The sequence below is a fragment of the Nostoc sp. DedQUE07 genome (assembly GCF_034530975.2).
Lineage (GTDB): Bacteria > Cyanobacteriota > Cyanobacteriia > Cyanobacteriales > Nostocaceae > Nostoc.
The window spans coordinates 24,328-40,785 of sequence record NZ_JAVRCC020000065.1 but is presented as its reverse complement, the minus strand read 5'-3'; the positions used below and the strand labels follow the sequence as shown (position 1 = coordinate 40,785).

Sequence of the window (16,458 nt, the reverse complement as noted above, 5' to 3'; positions counted from 1 at the left end):
AGATATTGCTGTTTACGCTGCTTGATTGAATTAAAAATGGATAAAGTCGAGCTTATCGTGTATTCCATTAATACGAAAACCAGCTATTACATCAATACTTTTCGGATAAACCCAACAATCTCTTTTTTGGTCTGGGGGTAAGGCTAATGGGTTTGCGGATAAAGGTAAATTCAAACCTTTTCCCTTTCCCCCTTAACCCAAAAGTATTGGTTATTACATAAGCGATCGCATCAACTATATTTACTCAAGTAAAGAAAGTTTATTCTCTTAATATTTAACTATAGGACTCATATTTTATTTCTGAAAAAACTCAGTACACCTTTATTCCTATCTTCCCAGTCCCCAGTCCCTAGTCCCCGATCTTTACAAGTAATCAGGAATCAAATAGGATTGCTATATAACGCCCCAAATCAACGTATTTCTATTCTCTGGCAATGACAATATCGTTAGATTTAATAACTGCATAAGCTTCTTTTCCTTCAGATAATTCTAACTCTTCTGCGGAAGCTCTGGTGATAATCGAAGTTAATTCTACTTTGTGAATAATCTCCAAAGTAACCTCACTATTAACTGCTCCATAAACAACTCGTTTAACCACACCTTTAAGAATATTGCGAGAGCTAACTTTTAGTGGTTTCTTTTGAATACTACTTTCTATGTTAGGCTTTTGAGTGTAATAGATATCTGCCTGTTGTTCCTGCTGAGTTGGTGGTGATATTGGTGCTAAGTTTTGCTGAGTGAGACTACGCACGAGTTCCCGCAAAATCTCAGTCTTAGTGCGTTGAGACTGTTCGCAGAACTCCTCTAGAATCTTCCGCTCGTCCTCTGAGGTTTGAAATGTAACCCATCCTTGTTCTTTTCTTGGCATAATAATATTATTATCAATTTTGGTTATCTTGGTAAAATTCTACCAAGTATCAATTCGATACGTCGTTTTAGTAATAACATTTTTTTGTTGGTATTTTCGGCATTTCTACCGCAATTAATCAACTATTCTCATATAGTTAACTACATATATATTTATTTTTTTCTAGATGTGAAATATTTTGTTACTTGAGATTGTCTAAATCATCACGAACATGATACCAACTAAGATGGTATAACATTAGTCTATGTTATTTGTTGGGATAGCTACGCTTACGCAAGGATAATCTAAGAGAACTCCAAGAAATAAATTATCCAATATTGTGGGGTGGGCATCCTGCCCGCCCAGTCCATAGGGCGGGCGAGACGCCCACCCCACAAGAGTTAATTGGATATTTTTTTATTTGTCAGTCCCTAACAGAAAATTCCACTGGCGACGCCGAATAGCCCGTCGCAGACATCGCATGAGTGCCGTAGGATTATTTAACGTGAGTTCACAGCCGGGGGATGAAACACTTAAAATCACGTTCTCAAGACTTGCGGAGTTTATTTGAGAACAATATCACCATTGAATACGTGGCAGAACCCCTAAAAGCTATGCCAGCTGATGCGGAGGCGAAAGAAGTGCTGCATTGGATGCAAGCACAAAATTTTGATGTTATCGGCGTGGAGACGGGAGATATTATTAGCGGTTATGTAGAACGCTCTAGTTTGATCCCAGGCAAAAAAGGTAAATGTAGCGACTATCAACGAGTGTTTCATCCCAAAGAACTAATTGCCATTTCCACCCCACTGATAAAGTTGCTACCCATTTTGCAACAAACTCCGCGATTGTTTGTCTTAGATTGCAATCAGGTAAGTGGTATTGTCACCTGTGGTGACTTGCAGAAAGCACCGGTGCGAATGTTACTATTTGGCTTAGTAACGCTGCTAGAAATGAATTTACTACGGCTGGTGCGGATTTACTATCCTCAAGATTCTTGGCAAAAAGTCCTTAAACCTGAGCGCTTAGAAGTTGCTCAACGACTATGGCGAGAAAGTCAGGAAAGAAACGAAGCCACCGATTTATTAGATTATCTACAATTCTGTGATAAGCGAGAGTTGATTTTAAATCAACCAGAACTTCTCCAGCAACTAGGACTAAAATCAAAACGGTTTGGCGAACGTTTCCTCAAGTCTGCTGAACAGTTGCGAAACCGATTAGCTCACGCCCAAAATTTAGTTAGTGGTTCCTCTTGGACAGAATTGATTTCTCTAGCAGAAGCGATGGAAAAGCTGTTAATTCATTGTGAGGAAGTTGAGTAAATTAGTTAGGTTTTTTTAAAATTATTGAACTAGCAAATCAAATCCGCTGCTGTCCAAAATACTCATGTAGAGACGCAATAAATCATGTCTTGTTTGAATAAAGTTGAACTGAGAGGATGTTTGAAAAGTTCGTTGTCGTTATCAAAAGTTTTAGCTTCCTCTAAATTCCCTTTTTCAGGTGGGTTAGGACGGATCTAAAAGTGCCTAAAGTCACAACAAAACACTTTTCAAACAACCTCTTAAATCCTTTAATTGAGTCAGAGACAATACTTCAATCTGCGATGTCTACGACGGTTTTTTTACGAGATGCACTTGCGTTCGCCTACACAATTTCGGAGGAACTGTTGCAAGCTTATTTTTCAGTGAAGTTATAACTTTTTTCGATTAACTCTGCGTTAGCAGGCACCACTCTTATCTGACACAACTTTTAAAGTTTTGAAGATTAGACTAATATCATAAACTATAGACCACTTACGTTGGTAGTCTAAGTCCATATGAACAATATCTTCAAAGTCTTTAATACTGGAGCGGCCATGAGCCTGCCATTCACCAGTCATACCCGGCTTGACATTCAAACGTTCCCAGTGGTGCTTTGAGTAGTGTATCACTTCATTAGGAGTAGGAGGGCGGGTGCCTACTAGACTCATTTCCCCCAGCAGCACGTTCCAAAACTGAGGGAGTTCATCTAAGCTAGTGCGGCGGAGAAACCTTCCTACACAGGTAATGCGGGGGTCATTCTCATTTTTGAATATCCGATCGCTTTGAGCTTCATTCTTAACTAAATGCTTAAGTTGGTCAGCTCCAACTGACATCGAACGGAACTTCCAAATTCGGAAGTGACGCCCATTCAAACCACAGCGAATTTGACTGTAAAATATAGAACCTGGGCTATCTAACTTAATCGCGATCGCAATCGGAATTGCTAAGAATACTGTAATCGATAGCCCAATAACAGCACCCAAGATGTCAATCATTCGCTTGGCTTTACTGATGACAGAGGGATGAACTGGAACTTTAACTTTAGGAAGAGTATGGGTATCATCTAGAACTTGCATATCAAAACGATGGGGAGTAAAAGTATTAGACATGGTAATTGCAGTTTCAGTAGTAAGTCGATCGACTCGATCGTCTGTACATTTACTTATTTCAGTACCCTGTAAAAGCGAGAATGAGATTTTCTAATAGGTTAAGCAAGTAAATATGTCACCAGTCAATCTGTTCTTTAAGATATTTGCAATGACGGTAGCGATCGATGCTTCATATTTAAGCATTCAACATCATTACGACGGTATTTAGTTCTCATAAATTTCAAACACTGAATCCATCTGAGTCAGTTCAAAAATCGTCCGAACAAGTGCTTGCAAATTACCGAACAATAAGCACTTGAACGTCTAGACAAAACCTCCTTAAGTAAAGCGATTAAGCTTGAACTATCCATAAAATTTACTTTGACTAGATCAATCACCCAAAGATGTTTGGGGTGAGGTACTAAGCTAGATAGCTGTTCCCTTAAGGTATTACCATGCTCAAAATCTAAGCATTGCTGAGTTTGAATCACGATCGGTTGCCTTTCTTGTGTCAGAGTCATAAGTTTTATAGATTTAATTAACTAAGAAGCTGACTTTCAAAAGCATGAAACTGTGTGGTAAACCACACATACTCGTTTCATTATATTTAACTGATAAGGTATTTAAGAGCCAGGATTATTTGTTATTTTATTTATCTGAAATTTCTGTTGCAAAATTAACCAAAAAAATGGTAATCCTTCTATTAAATATCTTTTCCATAATCTTTGAGGCTCCGATACCATTCTATATAACCATTCAAAACCCATATTACTTATATATTTTGGTGCCCTTTGTATATTACCTGCTTCAAAATCAATAGTGGCACCTATTGCTAAAAATATTTTGATATTTGGCAGTTGGTTTTTGTATTTATATATCCATTTTTCTTGTTTTGGTGCGCCTAGCCCAACGGCTAATACTGTGGCGTCTGAAGAATTAATCATCTCAACTATTTTTCTACATTCCGCTTCTTTTTTTTCAAATCCAAAAGGTGGTGAATATGAGCTGACAATTATATTTCTATGAACCTTGGCATTAATTTTCTCTTGAGCTTTAATAGCTACACCTTGTGCTGCACCTAATAAAAATATTTTAATTGTTTCATTTTGTTTGTGGAAGTTATAAAATGCTGGAAAAAAGTCAGAACCGGAAATTTTTTCTTGGATGGGCTGACCTAAGAAACGAGATGCATATATTAAAATTTGACTATCACATAGTTTGTAATCAGCAATCTTATAAGCTTCAAGAAATTCACGATCGTTTTGCAATTTCATTATGTGATCTACATTGGGAGTAAATACAGTACCATATTTAAGATTTTCTAAAACTTCTGTTGTTAAGACATTGTTAATCTCAATATTTAAGAGATTAACCTTTTGTACTTGGTTGTTCTTCCATTCAAAGGATTTACCCTGATGTCTTAAAAGCTGTACTAGGAAAAAACTGAGTGTTTCAGATGAGAAAATACGGTCAAAGCGAATGTTAAAGAGACTATTTTTTTGTGCCATATAACTTTGAAGTTCGCTATCTACAATTGAGAAATAGTAAAATTTAGAACGTTGCCGATGTTTTCTGCTTATGCGGGTATATTTAGAGTGTTACGTTTGGGTGATATCAAACCATATAAATGCTAAAAATATGAACAATGTCTGTTGCCAGACTTCAATTTTTATCTGTCAAAGCTTTTAATACAGTTGCATTGCTACGCATAAGCACCATAAAAGATTTGGTGTTGCTGAATTATGGGATGATTTCACTCAGTTTTGAACGGCCTTTCAATTGTTTCAACTGCCAATTTATACCGCATTCATGCAACGCCATAGATTTGATAGGACTTGAGACTTTGTTCGCGAGGTTGAGTCAAGACTTAGTGAACTCTACGTATACTTTCTTACGCAAATACCGATAGAAAATACTATCTGATGGCTACTTAAATTATTTTTTATACAGTATCCTAATGAGGAATAAAATTATCCAGCTAACTATCCGTTTGGCTGTGGCGTACAGATAGTATAAATTTCATAATAAGATAATTAGGCACGGAAAAACAAACGTATGTTTAGTTTTTTCAAACCTGTACAGTAACCAACTTATAAGCTATTCAGCGAATTTACATTTCTTTACATAGCTTACTTTTTTAACACTGATTGACTGACTACAGGACATAAAAAACCAAAAAAATTAGAGCTTTGACAACTACAGAAATAAGATAACAAACAATTATTGCCACCCAGAATTGATGTTGAACAGATGATATGTTGAGTGAAAATATTTCCAGTAGCGAGTGAGAATTTCTGTTTCTCTCGTCATTTTTATATTCAGGTAATAATGGCAGTCTGTAGAGTTGTCAGATTGCAATTTAATTGCTTATGCTTTTTATCTGTTAATGACTTGAGCCTCTTTGAGAAAAATAAATCTTTCTTCTTTCTATCTTTTTGCTCTTAACTGATGATTTAGCTCAACTTATTCGCCCAAGCCTTATTGTTACATCCATTCAACGCTGGGCGGTTACGCCATCGCACTTCCTTTGCGATCGCTAAAACCATTGTTGTATAGTAGGCATTTCCCGTTTGCAGATAAGTATAGAAATATGAAAAGACACCGAATTATGGTTATTGGTAAAAATGTCATGACCGTGCAGCGCGTCAGCAGTCATTGCTTAAAACAAAATGCAGAAGTTTTTCCATATTATTGTATTCCCACGCCGGAAGAGATAACTTTGTTTGAACCTCATATATTGGTGTTATGTCTACCCATACCTGAGCAATTCCAGCATGAACTACTTCAGCCTTACATTTTGTGGTCAGAACAACTCGTGAATGACATCTCACCACTGGCTACCACTTTGACAGAATTATCTGACTGTTTACATAAATTCCTCTAAGCTTAAATCAACCCTTGGCGTACAGCTAAAGCTGCTGCTTGAACGCGATCGTCAACGCTAAGTTTGTTGAGAACCATACGTACATAAGACTTGACGGTTCCGAGTGAGAGGTAGAGTTGGTTTGCAATCTGCTGGTTTGAGCGCCCCTGTGCAATAAGTTTAAGAATCTCGCGTTCGCGATTACTGAGAATAGGTTGCGCTATTACCTGAGATACAGGAACATCGGGAGCAACAGCGGTTGACCTAAGCATCCGAGCAACTTTTTGAGCGATTAGAGGATCTAAATAAGCGCCACCTTGGAGTATCAATTGAATAACGGCGATCAGCTGTTCCCATTCAATGGTTTTAAGACAGTAACCATCAGCACCAGCTGCAAGCATCCCCATGACCTGAATATCTTCGTCGAAGGCACTTAAGGCTAGAACACAAGTAGTCAAGCAGTTGCTTTTTATATGCTGGGTGGCTGTAATCCCATCCATAACTGGTAGATCGATATCCATTAAAACTACATCTGGTTGGAGTTGACTAGCTAATTCAACAGCCTCTCCACCGTCCAATGCTTCTCCAACTATACTAAAACCAGGTTCTAGGCTAAATTGCCCTTTCATCCCTCGGCGGATTAAAGCGTGATCGTCAACTAATAGAATCCGTACAGTTTTCTTTTCGTCAATATTAGATATCATTATTGCTACATCTGGTTATATTCTGTTCATCGTTACTATCAACTTGATTTATGGCACTTGGGAGAGTAAACCAGAAAGTACTTCCCTCTCCAAGAGAACTTTCAACACCAATGTTTCCTCGGTGAGCCTCAATAATTTGACGACATAAGTACAGACCAAGCCCACTTCTTCCACGATGCCCTCGTCCTTGAATAAAGCGGTGGAACAGCTTTTCCTGAGCTTGCGGTGCAATTCCCAAACCGCGATCGCGCACCGAAATCCGCACTTGCTCTTGTTCATAAGGCATTATCTCAATCAGAATTTCCCCGTTAGGCTTACTTACCCGCACAGCGTTATCAAGTAAGTTTTGTAGAACTCTTTGAATTTCTAATTCATCACCATAGACAGCTGGCAGCAATTGAGAAGTTTTACAAATGAAGGCTAACTCACGTGTAGATGTTGCTTTTATCTGACTAATTACTTTAATTAAAATCTTTTCCCAGTTTAGGCGATCGCACATTAAACAAGTGCTGCCTGCTTCATAACGGGAGATATCTAAAAGGAGTTCCACAAGCTTAAGCAAATCCTCATTAGCTTCATGGTACTCTTCAAAAACTTCCTTCCAAGTGTCATTGACTGAACCAAAAGCTCCTCTGAGCATACAGTTTAAAGTGTTACGAGTCGCAAGTAAAGGAATACGTAGGTCGTGGGAAAGTGCAGATATCATGTCTTCAAGCTGTTGGTTACGCACCTCAATACTTTGTTGACGGTGACGAGTCTTATCAGCGATCGCGTTAAGAACTCCGGCTAGTTGCCCGATCTCATCTATAGAAGAATGGGATAGTTGCACTTCCATTTGTCCCGCTTGCCAAAGTTTACAAACTTGTGTCAATTTGTTTAATGGAAGTTTGACTCGCCAATGCAACAACTGGATATTTAAAATTGCTACTAATAAAATGATGAATGTGCTGAAAATATTGATCGCACTGTTAATACTATTCAAGTACTGTATACGATTTTTGCGAACTCTCAAAAGCATCTCTTCGTGCTGAATGAGTTTCTCAATCTCCTTATGCAAAGAATCAAATAAAGTGCTTTTTGTCAAAGCAGAATTCCTTACAGACCCAGAAAGCGCTTTTTGCTTCAACTCCCTTTGCCACTGGTTATAGATATATTTAATTTTATCGAGTTGCTTTATTTGAGCAGGGTTGTCTTGTACGAGATTGTACAGATGGTTGAAGCTGTTGTGGAAGCTGGGCTTCTTCTGACGATAACTTATCGGATGAGTTTGTCCCTGATTAGAATTTTCTAGAAAACCTTTTTCTTGATTATCTATTACAGCATTAAGTAGACGTTCTCCTTCTCGCCCTATGAATAAAGCATGGGTTATCTGGTTATATGCCTCATGATTTAGGTGTGCTATCAAGAGATTGAAGACTTGCTGTCCAAATAAAAAGAACACTAGCAGTAAAATACTAGTATGCAGAGGGTTTAAAAAATTACCTTTCCTAGATGAGTGAATTAAGAAAGGTATCAAGCTAATAGCTATCACTATTTAATATCTCTACCACCTTAATTAAAGTTACCTAGAATACTACTTAAAACCCTTATACACCAGTACTGAAAAAGCTTTGCTGGTGTTCAGATGTGATTCAAAAGCGTTAACTATGCGTGTGTTACATATCAATATCCTTCATATTAACAACTTAATTGTATTAAATAATGTAGCAAAAATATACTACTACCTTTTTTACAAAAATTAACATAATGCACAAAAATTAATAATCTTTTAGCTTCGTGGTTTTCTTGCAACTGATGTCAGTTGCGTGAGAGAAAAACACAAGAGTCTTTTTTTACGGAGTTCCATAGTAGATTCCCCTACCGTTAGTGCCAATAAAGACTAGTCCAAATTTCTGCCAGCTAGCCTCCATTACATTAGGCTCATTGCCCATAGGTTGGTGTAAATAGGCGATATTTATCCATGTTTTTCCTTTGTCGAGAGAGCGAAATACTCCTTCGCCCATACCAGCAATTTCCCCATACAAATACAGTGCAGGAATTTTGCTTCCCTTTTGTGCCTTACCAAGGGCGAATAAGTAAGCTTTCTTCACTTTAGGAATCTGGGCAAATTTTACACCGCCATTTGTTGAGCGATAAAGTCCGTGAGAGTTAAGACTGAGCCAAACTTCGCCATTAACCCCCGGAACTGTTTTGAGCATAGACCAACTTTCAGAAGGCAATAATGAGTTTACAATCCTAAAGGATGCGCCTCCGTTCTTACTGCGGTATAACTTGCCACCACTGTAGTAGTAAAAAGTGTTGCCATCTAATTTGTCAGCTACTAATGGTTGACCCCAGTACCACGGGCCTTTGGGGCCTTTGGGTAATCCTGATACTTTGCTCCAAGAACATCCGCCATTGGTTGTACGAATAGGCTGTCCTTGATTAATAATTGCGACAAATAGATTTGAATTTGTTGCTGACATGGCTACACGCAACGGGATTGTGTTCTTCGGAAACGAGGAAAATTGTTTCCATGTCAGTCCCCCATCTTGCGAAGTTGCTCCCGTATAAGTATTGTTCCATCGATTACCACCAACACGTACCATTTGTGAAGGATTGCTTTCGCTATAAGCAAGACCATAGGTATCCTGAAATCGAGGACTATTTTTGCCGCCAAACTGCGTAGATGGGTAGACATCTAATCCATTGCTGTGGTCAAACCCATCCGTATCAGCAACACCGCTCAACAATTTAGAGCCACTTCGAGGTGAGACTAGGGCGAAGCTAACTAACTGCTCGTGTCCTTTTTCATAGTTCGACCAAACAGATGACTCTGCGTTGATGTTATCTGTCCGCCATGTTCCATACCAGTCTGTTAACCATAATCGTCCAGCAGTTTTTGGGTCAAACTCAATCGCTGAGGTTGAGGAGGCAAAAAACCACTTAGGCCACCAGGGCACTTGAGGTTTCAAAGTATGCTTTTTCTGTTGCCATGTAGTTCCACCATCAGTAGATTGAAATATGACACGATTGTTTGTTGTGGAAACATACTGGTCATAAACAATTAAAAGATGATTGGGATTGTTTGGATCTACAGCAATGGCATTAAATGTAGTTTTCGCGTTACTTGGTGTGATATCGCTCCAAATACTGTTTGCATATTTGCTGACACCCGACGTATGCGTTACATACAGAACTTTGTCTTTTGCCAGAGCCATTCGATTCACTTTTGATGGGCTTCCTGGTATTTTGCTCCAGGTAACACCCGCATCAGTGGATTCATATATGCCATTTCCATAGGCATTGGCATAGACTAGTTCAGATACATTTTTGCTAAATACAATACCTGTAATTCCAATCTTTGTTTCCGGCTTTTCGGGAAAAGAGCTAACCTTGCCCCATGTTGTACCACCATCTGAAGACTTCCATAGCCCATTCAATCGCGAACCAAATAAAATAACATTGGAATTAAAGGGATTAACGGCTAGCCTCTCTCCGAGCCAACGTTTAGTTTCATTGCCACCCATTGGCAAGTCTATTTTCAGCTTATTCCAGGTTTGACCGCGATCGCTCGATTTGAAGATTGTTCCTAATCCACCCCAACTAGTAGTATATTTCCCTGCTGCGATGTATACAATATCTGGGTTATTTGGGTCAAGTGCTAAGGCTTCTCCCCCGTAGTAATTGCTGTGTTGCAAGCTAAATATATCTGTTAGCGGAATCCATTTGTAATCTTTTGAATTCCAACGATAAAAGCCACCCATATCAGTTCTGATGTAGGCTAAATTTTGCTCTCGTGGATGCAAATAAATGCCTGTAACATAACCACCTCCTCCAATAGAGACATTATTCCAGTGATACCTTGATGTAGTACTCCAACTAGACTTGAGGGGTGTAAATTTGACGATAATAGCCAGCGCAAGTATAGCAATACAAATTGTTTTCCCTAGCAGTCTCCAGAAACGGCGATCGCTCATTGCTATTTTCATGGTATTTGCACGTATTTATTTTAATTGACGTTACAGGAAGTAAATTAAAGTCAAGTAAATCAGCTACAGATCGATACTTCTCGGTTAGCCCAATTAAGTAAGTCTGCGAGAAAAAACCTAACTAGGTTACGAAATGTAAATACACCTAAAACCCTTACAAATGACTAAGGACAAATGACAAATGACAACCCTCACTGCTTATCTTTATTTGCACCTACTTAAGTGGATATCCGGGTGGATAATTTTATTGAACCCTAGAGGATGCTGTCTGCATGGATGCAATATTGACCATCAGGCGGTTTTGTCATTGCTGTTTAGGAAGGAAACTTTACTAAGAATTATTAATCAATTTTTAAGTAACAATGTAGTACGATCCTGTAAGTTTACTTAGGCAAATCGTAAAACCCACCTAGACTTTGTAATTCCGCAGCCAGTTCCCGACTTTAGAGGATTTTTAATGGCCAATCATACAGAAATCTCTGCGGGTTACCCTAGCAGTTTGAGAAAATTAGTAGCGAGAAAAGGATGTTGGCAGCGTTACTTACTTCTAGGTATAACAACAAACATAGCATTTTGGGCTGCAACTTTTCTTTATCTAAAACTTACACCACCGACCTACACTAGTTCTTCAGCTATTAATCTGCCAGGAGCATGGTCAAATGCCAATATTAATCTACCAGACATTGGCTATGCTAATTATGAAAATGTGTCTCCATACGCTGCTCTTTCTTCTCAAGATCCAAGAGAAATTTATAAATTTATAGCTGAAAGCGAACCTATATTAAGATCGGCAGCCGAGCAACTTAATATGTCTTTAGAAGAGTTTGGCAAACCTCGGCTCAAGCTAATAATTAATACTTCCATGATGAGCGTTGACTTCGAAGGCGCGAGTCCCCAGGAAGCTCAAAATAAATCTTTAGCTTTTTACAAAGCCTTGCAAACAAGACTCAACAAGCTACGAAATCAAGAAGCTGTTCAAAGAGATATAGGTTATCAAACGTCCCTGATTTCTTCGCAAAAAAAATTAGCAGATGCTCATAAGCGGCTTTCCGATTACAAAGCACGTTCGGGTTTGAATTCTGAAGATCAAATTAAGGATTTGACAACCAACATTGAACAGCTCCGCAGACAACGAGCTGAAATAATCGGTCAACAGCAACAGGCTACTACTCGTTTGGCACAATTATCGAATAATTTAAAACTATCTGCTGGACAAGCTACAGATGCTTTTACCCTTCAAACAGACCAGATATTTCAACAAAACTTAAAAAATTATAGTGATGCTAGCGCTTCTGTGGTAGTTTTAGAATCCAAATTTCTGCCTAGCCATCCGACATTAATTACAGAGAAAGCGAAAAGAGACGCTGCTCAAGAGGCCTTGCTAGTTCGAGGTCAGTCTCTTTTAGGGCGAAAATTTACTTTGGCAGTTCTAAAGCAATTAAGCCTTAGTAGCAATAACTCTGGTAACAACGTTCCTCGAGACGCTCTTTCCCAAGAACTAGTTATAGTTCAGGCAGACCAAAGGGGATTCACTGCTCAAGCTCAAGCAATAGAACAACAGATTAACCAGCTTGAGAGTAGGCTCAAGAATTTAACACAGTTGGAAAGCACCTTGGATTCGTTGAAGCGAAATACGCAAATTGCTGGAGCGGTCTTTTCTTCAAATTTGACCAGACTGGATATTGGCAAGTCGAATACTTTTGGATCTTATCCACTGATTCAACTTGTTATACAGCCTACATTACCTGAGAAACCGACTTCACCAAAAGATAAATTAGTTTTACTAGGTTCAACTTTAGGCTCCCTTTTCGTATCCCTTGGACTGGTGTTACTTTGGTGGCGCGAACGTAAAAATTTAATATCTGATAAGACTGTGAGTACAGAGAGGAAGAGAATGGAACAATGAAACCTCAAAACTTTGAAGAAAGTCTTGTTTGGTATTGGATAATTAGTACCTATGTATTTTATTTTATTGGTATTTTATATCCTGTAAATTTTGTATTAGCCTGGATACTGTTTTTTTACTTATGTAAGCGGCTTTGGAACCAAACAGCGCAAACTCGTATTGAAAAAAGAATCAAAGTTTATTGGATACATTGGATTTGGATTGTCTCTATTCTGATCGTAGCGATCGCTACAATTGTAGGCTGTATAACTTATGATGTAGGTACAAATCAAACTCTTAGGTCATTGATTAACTGGTTTACAGATTGGGCTTTGCTAGCACTATTTCCATTAAGCGGCTGTCTCAATATTCGACCACAACTAATCTATAGGGCCGTCTGCATCTTATGTCTTCAAAGTTTGATTTTAATTCCCTTTTTTTATCTAGCTTGGATACTAAAGTTACCTGCACACCTATATTCTTCTCCAATTGAAAGATTAATCCAGAATGGTGAGCTTTTTTACAATGTAAATCTCTATGGTAGTGATTACGGTACGAATGATATCCGTCTATTTCTATTTGCACCTTGGGCACCTGCGCTCGGTCTTATTGGAAACATCTACTTCTTCCTTGCTGTTGAAGAACATAACAACAAGTGGCGCTGGATTGGGATAGCTGGCTCTTTAGCGATGAGTATAGTATCTGTTTCTCGCTTATCTTTTATAGCTTTACCAATAGTTTTCATATTAGTTTTGTTACTTACAAAAATTACTAAACCTACTACACAAATTGCACTTGGATTTGTTAGCTTTTTAGCAGGTATTTTTAGCACGGCACTTCTTGGTACTATTAGGGATGCTAAAGAAGCATTTTATAATGCTAGACCGGACTCTTCACGAGTGCATGAAGCTTTAGGTATGATTGCCTTGGAGAAATGGAAAGAAGCTCCTATATGGGGTCATGGTTTTCGAGAAGCACCAGGGCCTAAAGCATTAGCGGAAATGCCTATCGGCTCTCACCATACTTGGTTTGGTCTCTTGTTTGTGAAAGGGATAGTTGGCTTCATCGCTTTTTTAGTACCAATTTTATTGAGTTTTATAGTTTTGCTGATTAAAGCACAGAAAAGCACAACTGCTAGGGTAGCATTATATTTTCTTGTCACTCTATTACTTTTTACATTTAATGATAGCCAAGAGGTTTTAGGTTACTTATACTATCCCGGTTTAATTATCATGGGAATTGCATTTAAAGAAGAAGTGCAGCTTCCTAAATCTTCTCTTAATAAGAAGCCTAAAGCTGCTTATACTTAAATTTAAAATTGATAAAAAATATCTAATTTTCTCTTAAGGATGCCCTCATGTTAATCAAAAAGCTAAGGCAAAAAGTATCTAGTCAATATGTGCGTAATATTGGTTGGATGGGGGGAGCAGAGTTAGTAAATCGTGTTTTCCGATTGGGAACAACAGTTACTTTATCTCAACTGTTAAATCCTTACGATTATGGATTGATAGCAATCGTTTTGACTACCAATGAATTCGCAACTGTTTTTACCTTAAGAGCTGGAATTGGCTCTAAGATTGTTCAGGCAGCAGAGAAGGATCTGAAAATTATTTGTCAGACATCCTACTGCCTTAATTGGATACTATGTGGAGTAATGTTTATTCTTCAGTGTCTTGCCGCTTTACCAGTTGCTTTATTTTATAGTAATAACCAAGTTATCTTGCCTATCTGCATTATGGCATTAGTTTACTTAATGCTACCAATCTTTGCAGTTCAATCTGCCTTAATCCAGCGAGAGAACCGCCTGAAAATCACAGCATTATGTAATGCTACTCAGTCGTTTCTAATCAATATTCTCACTATATGTTTAGCTCTATTAGGGATGGGAATGTGGGCTGTTGTTATACCTATTGTTATTACGACTCCAGTCTGGATTGTTATCAATCTAATGAATCATCCTTGGCGTCCTACCATGTTCTTTAGTTTTAATAAGTGGCAGGAAGTTGTTAGTTATGCTAGAAATATTCTTGGCGTTGAGTTACTAAATAAGCTAAGAGCTAATCTTGATTACCTGATTATTGGACGTTTTTTAGGAGTCCAGGCGCTAGGAATTTACTATTTTGCTTTCAATGCTGGCTTAGGAATCAGCATGAATGTAATAAATACAATGACTTGGTCTTTATACCCGCATCTTTGTGCTGCTCGGGGAAACGTTAAGCAGCTTCGAGAACGTTATTTTAGTAGCCTCAAAACATTTGCCTTAATTGTCTTTCCATTGGTTTTGCTACAGTCAAGTCTAGCTCCATTTTATGTCCCAATTGTTTTTGGGCAAAAGTGGGTAACAGCAATTCCAGTATTGATAGTTATCTGCTTGTCAGCCATACCACGCCCATTTGCTGATGGCGCTTCTATGTTACTTAACTCTGTAGATAAAAGTCATATTAATCTTTACTGGAACTTAATTTTTACTGTAATTTTTACAATTTCATTACTAGTAGCTGTGAAATGGGGAATTTTTTGGGTAGCTGTTGCGGTATTCATGGCTCATATATTAGCATTACCTCTTTACAGCATTTGGGTTAGTAAATATGTTTTATCTAGAACTCAATCTTTATCAATTGCAAAATAAAAACTAAAGCTGAGTAAAAATTTGGCTTTTTAGAAAAATACCTTTTTCTAACTACACTCATTCATTGAGACATAACGAATAACAACGAGGAACTAAAATTAATGGCTACCCCCCAACCGGAACAGCTGAAAGAACTTCTGCATAAATCACTAGTGAAATTAGAGACATTTCCAGAGTGTGCATTACTAGACTATCCTGACTATCCTAATATTGGCGATCACCTTATCGGGTTAGGTACTATACTTTATTTAATTAATGTGCAAAAAACAAAAATTAAATATACTGCTAGTCCTAATAACTTTTCTAGCAAAGTAATGGAAGAAAGAATTGGAAAATCTCCTATTTTCCTGCAAGGAGGAGGGAATTTAGGCGATCTTTGGACTGCTCATCAAAAATTTCGCGAACAGATTATTTCTAAATACCGAGATCGACCAATAATTATCCTACCACAAAGTATTTATTTTGTTGAACCTACCAATTTAATAGAAGCAGCAAATGTATTAAACTCACATCCTAATTTGACTTTGTTTGTGCGTGACGAATATAGCTATGAACTAGCTCTAAAATATTTCTACAACTGTCAGGTAATTAAAGCACCTGATATGGCTTTTCAAATGGTCAATCTACCTGGCCTCTTATCTAGGTCTAACCGTAGTAACTCTATTTTATATCACTATAGAAATGACAAAGAGTTGAATCAAAGTAATTCTCAGACTTCTATCGATCTCCCTAATTTAGTTGTAGAAGATTGGACTTCTTTCAAATATGACACAACTGAACGTATGGAGCGAATTCGGGAAGGCTTGCAAAAAGGTACAGTGATTCCTGGTGAGTGGATATACCGACATCTTTGGAAATACTTCCATCATTATTCCTTTGGATTCAATAGCTTATATAACTCCTCAATGCATCTTAAATCCTTAAGTTATATGCATCATGGGATGTATCAATTCAAACAGCATCGTCTAATTATTACAAACCGCCTGCACGGACATATTCTCTGCATTCTTATGGGTATTCCTCATGTCTTTCTACCTAATGCTTACCATAAAAATGAGGCATTTTATCAAGCTTGGACTTACTCAATTCCCTTTTGCAGATTTGTAAAAGAATCTTCACAAATTCAGGTGGCTGCACAAGAACTTTTGGAACTATTCCCAAACTAACTGG

At 37.9% G+C, this 16,458-nt stretch carries 13 protein-coding genes; 6 read left to right on the top strand and 7 right to left on the bottom strand.

What is annotated here, in order from left to right:
* Positions 1 to 421: 421 nt before the first annotated feature.
* Positions 422 to 868: a molybdopterin-binding protein gene (locus tag RMZ95_RS30245; protein ID WP_322675018.1), complete on the bottom strand. Its 447-nt coding sequence runs from the start codon at positions 866 to 868 to the stop codon at positions 422 to 424.
* 503 nt (positions 869 to 1,371) lie between these two features.
* Between RMZ95_RS30245 and RMZ95_RS30240 the strand changes: the two genes are divergently transcribed.
* The gene (locus RMZ95_RS30240; RefSeq protein ID WP_292731256.1) at positions 1,372 to 2,169 is read left to right on the top strand and encodes a hypothetical protein; all 798 of its coding nucleotides are present in this window, start codon (positions 1,372 to 1,374) and stop codon (positions 2,167 to 2,169) included.
* A gap of 395 nt (positions 2,170 to 2,564) precedes the next feature.
* Here RMZ95_RS30240 and RMZ95_RS30235 read toward each other — a convergent pair whose 3' ends face one another.
* The 3 genes from RMZ95_RS30235 to RMZ95_RS30225 form a co-directional block, all read right to left on the bottom strand.
* Positions 2,565 to 3,224: a sugar transferase gene (locus RMZ95_RS30235; RefSeq protein WP_322682876.1), complete on the bottom strand. Its 660-nt coding sequence runs from the start codon at positions 3,222 to 3,224 to the stop codon at positions 2,565 to 2,567.
* 275 nt (positions 3,225 to 3,499) lie between these two features.
* A complete protein-coding gene (locus RMZ95_RS30230; protein ID WP_322705686.1) occupies positions 3,500 to 3,757 on the bottom strand; it encodes an STAS domain-containing protein in 258 nt (85 codons plus the stop codon).
* 102 nt (positions 3,758 to 3,859) lie between these two features.
* Positions 3,860 to 4,744 carry a WecB/TagA/CpsF family glycosyltransferase gene (locus RMZ95_RS30225; RefSeq protein WP_322682875.1) on the bottom strand — a complete coding sequence of 295 codons (885 nt, stop codon included), beginning with the start codon at positions 4,742 to 4,744 and terminating at the stop codon, positions 3,860 to 3,862.
* A gap of 1,082 nt (positions 4,745 to 5,826) precedes the next feature.
* Between RMZ95_RS30225 and RMZ95_RS30220 the strand changes: the two genes are divergently transcribed.
* Entirely contained in the window at positions 5,827 to 6,120 is a 294-nt protein-coding gene (locus RMZ95_RS30220; RefSeq protein ID WP_322675021.1) for a hypothetical protein, read from the top strand.
* 2 nt (positions 6,121 to 6,122) lie between these two features.
* Here the strand turns inward: RMZ95_RS30220 and RMZ95_RS30215 are convergent, their stop codons facing one another.
* The 3 genes from RMZ95_RS30215 to RMZ95_RS30205 all read right to left on the bottom strand — a co-directional run bounded on the left by RMZ95_RS30215 (position 6,123) and on the right by RMZ95_RS30205 (position 10,774).
* Positions 6,123 to 6,803 carry a response regulator transcription factor gene (locus tag RMZ95_RS30215; RefSeq protein WP_322682874.1) on the bottom strand — a complete coding sequence of 227 codons (681 nt, stop codon included), beginning with the start codon at positions 6,801 to 6,803 and terminating at the stop codon, positions 6,123 to 6,125.
* Positions 6,793 to 8,244: an ATP-binding protein gene (locus RMZ95_RS30210; RefSeq protein ID WP_409884149.1), complete on the bottom strand. Its 1,452-nt coding sequence runs from the start codon at positions 8,242 to 8,244 to the stop codon at positions 6,793 to 6,795. The genes RMZ95_RS30215 and RMZ95_RS30210 overlap by 11 nt, the downstream gene beginning before the upstream one ends.
* A gap of 391 nt (positions 8,245 to 8,635) precedes the next feature.
* Positions 8,636 to 10,774, bottom strand: a complete 2,139-nt coding sequence (locus RMZ95_RS30205; protein ID WP_322682872.1) for a hypothetical protein — start codon at positions 10,772 to 10,774, stop codon at positions 8,636 to 8,638.
* 457 nt (positions 10,775 to 11,231) lie between these two features.
* On the opposite strand from RMZ95_RS30205, the gene RMZ95_RS30200 reads away from it, so the two are divergent.
* The 4 genes from RMZ95_RS30200 (at position 11,232) to RMZ95_RS30185 (ending at position 16,454) form a co-directional block, all read left to right on the top strand.
* On the top strand, positions 11,232 to 12,680 hold the full coding sequence (locus tag RMZ95_RS30200; RefSeq protein ID WP_322682871.1) for a hypothetical protein: 1,449 nt from the start codon (positions 11,232 to 11,234) through the stop codon (positions 12,678 to 12,680).
* The gene (locus RMZ95_RS30195; protein WP_322682870.1) at positions 12,677 to 13,969 is read left to right on the top strand and encodes an O-antigen ligase family protein; all 1,293 of its coding nucleotides are present in this window, start codon (positions 12,677 to 12,679) and stop codon (positions 13,967 to 13,969) included. Before RMZ95_RS30200 ends, RMZ95_RS30195 begins: the two co-directional genes overlap by 4 nt.
* Before the next feature lie 47 nt (positions 13,970 to 14,016).
* Positions 14,017 to 15,288 (top strand): lipopolysaccharide biosynthesis protein, encoded by a 1,272-nt coding sequence (locus RMZ95_RS30190; protein ID WP_322682869.1) that lies wholly within the window; start codon positions 14,017 to 14,019, stop codon positions 15,286 to 15,288.
* Between the two features lie 101 nt (positions 15,289 to 15,389).
* Positions 15,390 to 16,454, top strand: a complete 1,065-nt coding sequence (locus tag RMZ95_RS30185) for a polysaccharide pyruvyl transferase family protein (RefSeq protein WP_322682868.1) — start codon at positions 15,390 to 15,392, stop codon at positions 16,452 to 16,454.
* Positions 16,455 to 16,458 lie beyond the last annotated feature (4 nt).

What these genes read in the sequence shown, in the direction of transcription:
- RMZ95_RS30245 (WP_322675018.1), bottom strand. Translation starts at nt 868, where the DNA reads ATGCCAAGAAAAGAACAAGGATGGGTTACATTTCAAACCTCAGAGGAC.
- RMZ95_RS30240 (WP_292731256.1), top strand. Translation starts at nt 1,372, where the DNA reads ATGAAACACTTAAAATCACGTTCTCAAGACTTGCGGAGTTTATTTGAG.
- RMZ95_RS30235 (WP_322682876.1), bottom strand. Translation starts at nt 3,224, where the DNA reads ATGCAAGTTCTAGATGATACCCATACTCTTCCTAAAGTTAAAGTTCCA.
- RMZ95_RS30230 (WP_322705686.1), bottom strand. Translation starts at nt 3,757, where the DNA reads ATGACTCTGACACAAGAAAGGCAACCGATCGTGATTCAAACTCAGCAA.
- RMZ95_RS30225 (WP_322682875.1), bottom strand. Translation starts at nt 4,744, where the DNA reads ATGGCACAAAAAAATAGTCTCTTTAACATTCGCTTTGACCGTATTTTC.
- RMZ95_RS30220 (WP_322675021.1), top strand. Translation starts at nt 5,827, where the DNA reads ATGAAAAGACACCGAATTATGGTTATTGGTAAAAATGTCATGACCGTG.
- RMZ95_RS30215 (WP_322682874.1), bottom strand. Translation starts at nt 6,803, where the DNA reads ATGATATCTAATATTGACGAAAAGAAAACTGTACGGATTCTATTAGTT.
- RMZ95_RS30205 (WP_322682872.1), bottom strand. Translation starts at nt 10,774, where the DNA reads ATGAAAATAGCAATGAGCGATCGCCGTTTCTGGAGACTGCTAGGGAAA.
- RMZ95_RS30200 (WP_322682871.1), top strand. Translation starts at nt 11,232, where the DNA reads ATGGCCAATCATACAGAAATCTCTGCGGGTTACCCTAGCAGTTTGAGA.
- RMZ95_RS30195 (WP_322682870.1), top strand. Translation starts at nt 12,677, where the DNA reads ATGAAACCTCAAAACTTTGAAGAAAGTCTTGTTTGGTATTGGATAATT.
- RMZ95_RS30190 (WP_322682869.1), top strand. Translation starts at nt 14,017, where the DNA reads ATGTTAATCAAAAAGCTAAGGCAAAAAGTATCTAGTCAATATGTGCGT.
- RMZ95_RS30185 (WP_322682868.1), top strand. Translation starts at nt 15,390, where the DNA reads ATGGCTACCCCCCAACCGGAACAGCTGAAAGAACTTCTGCATAAATCA.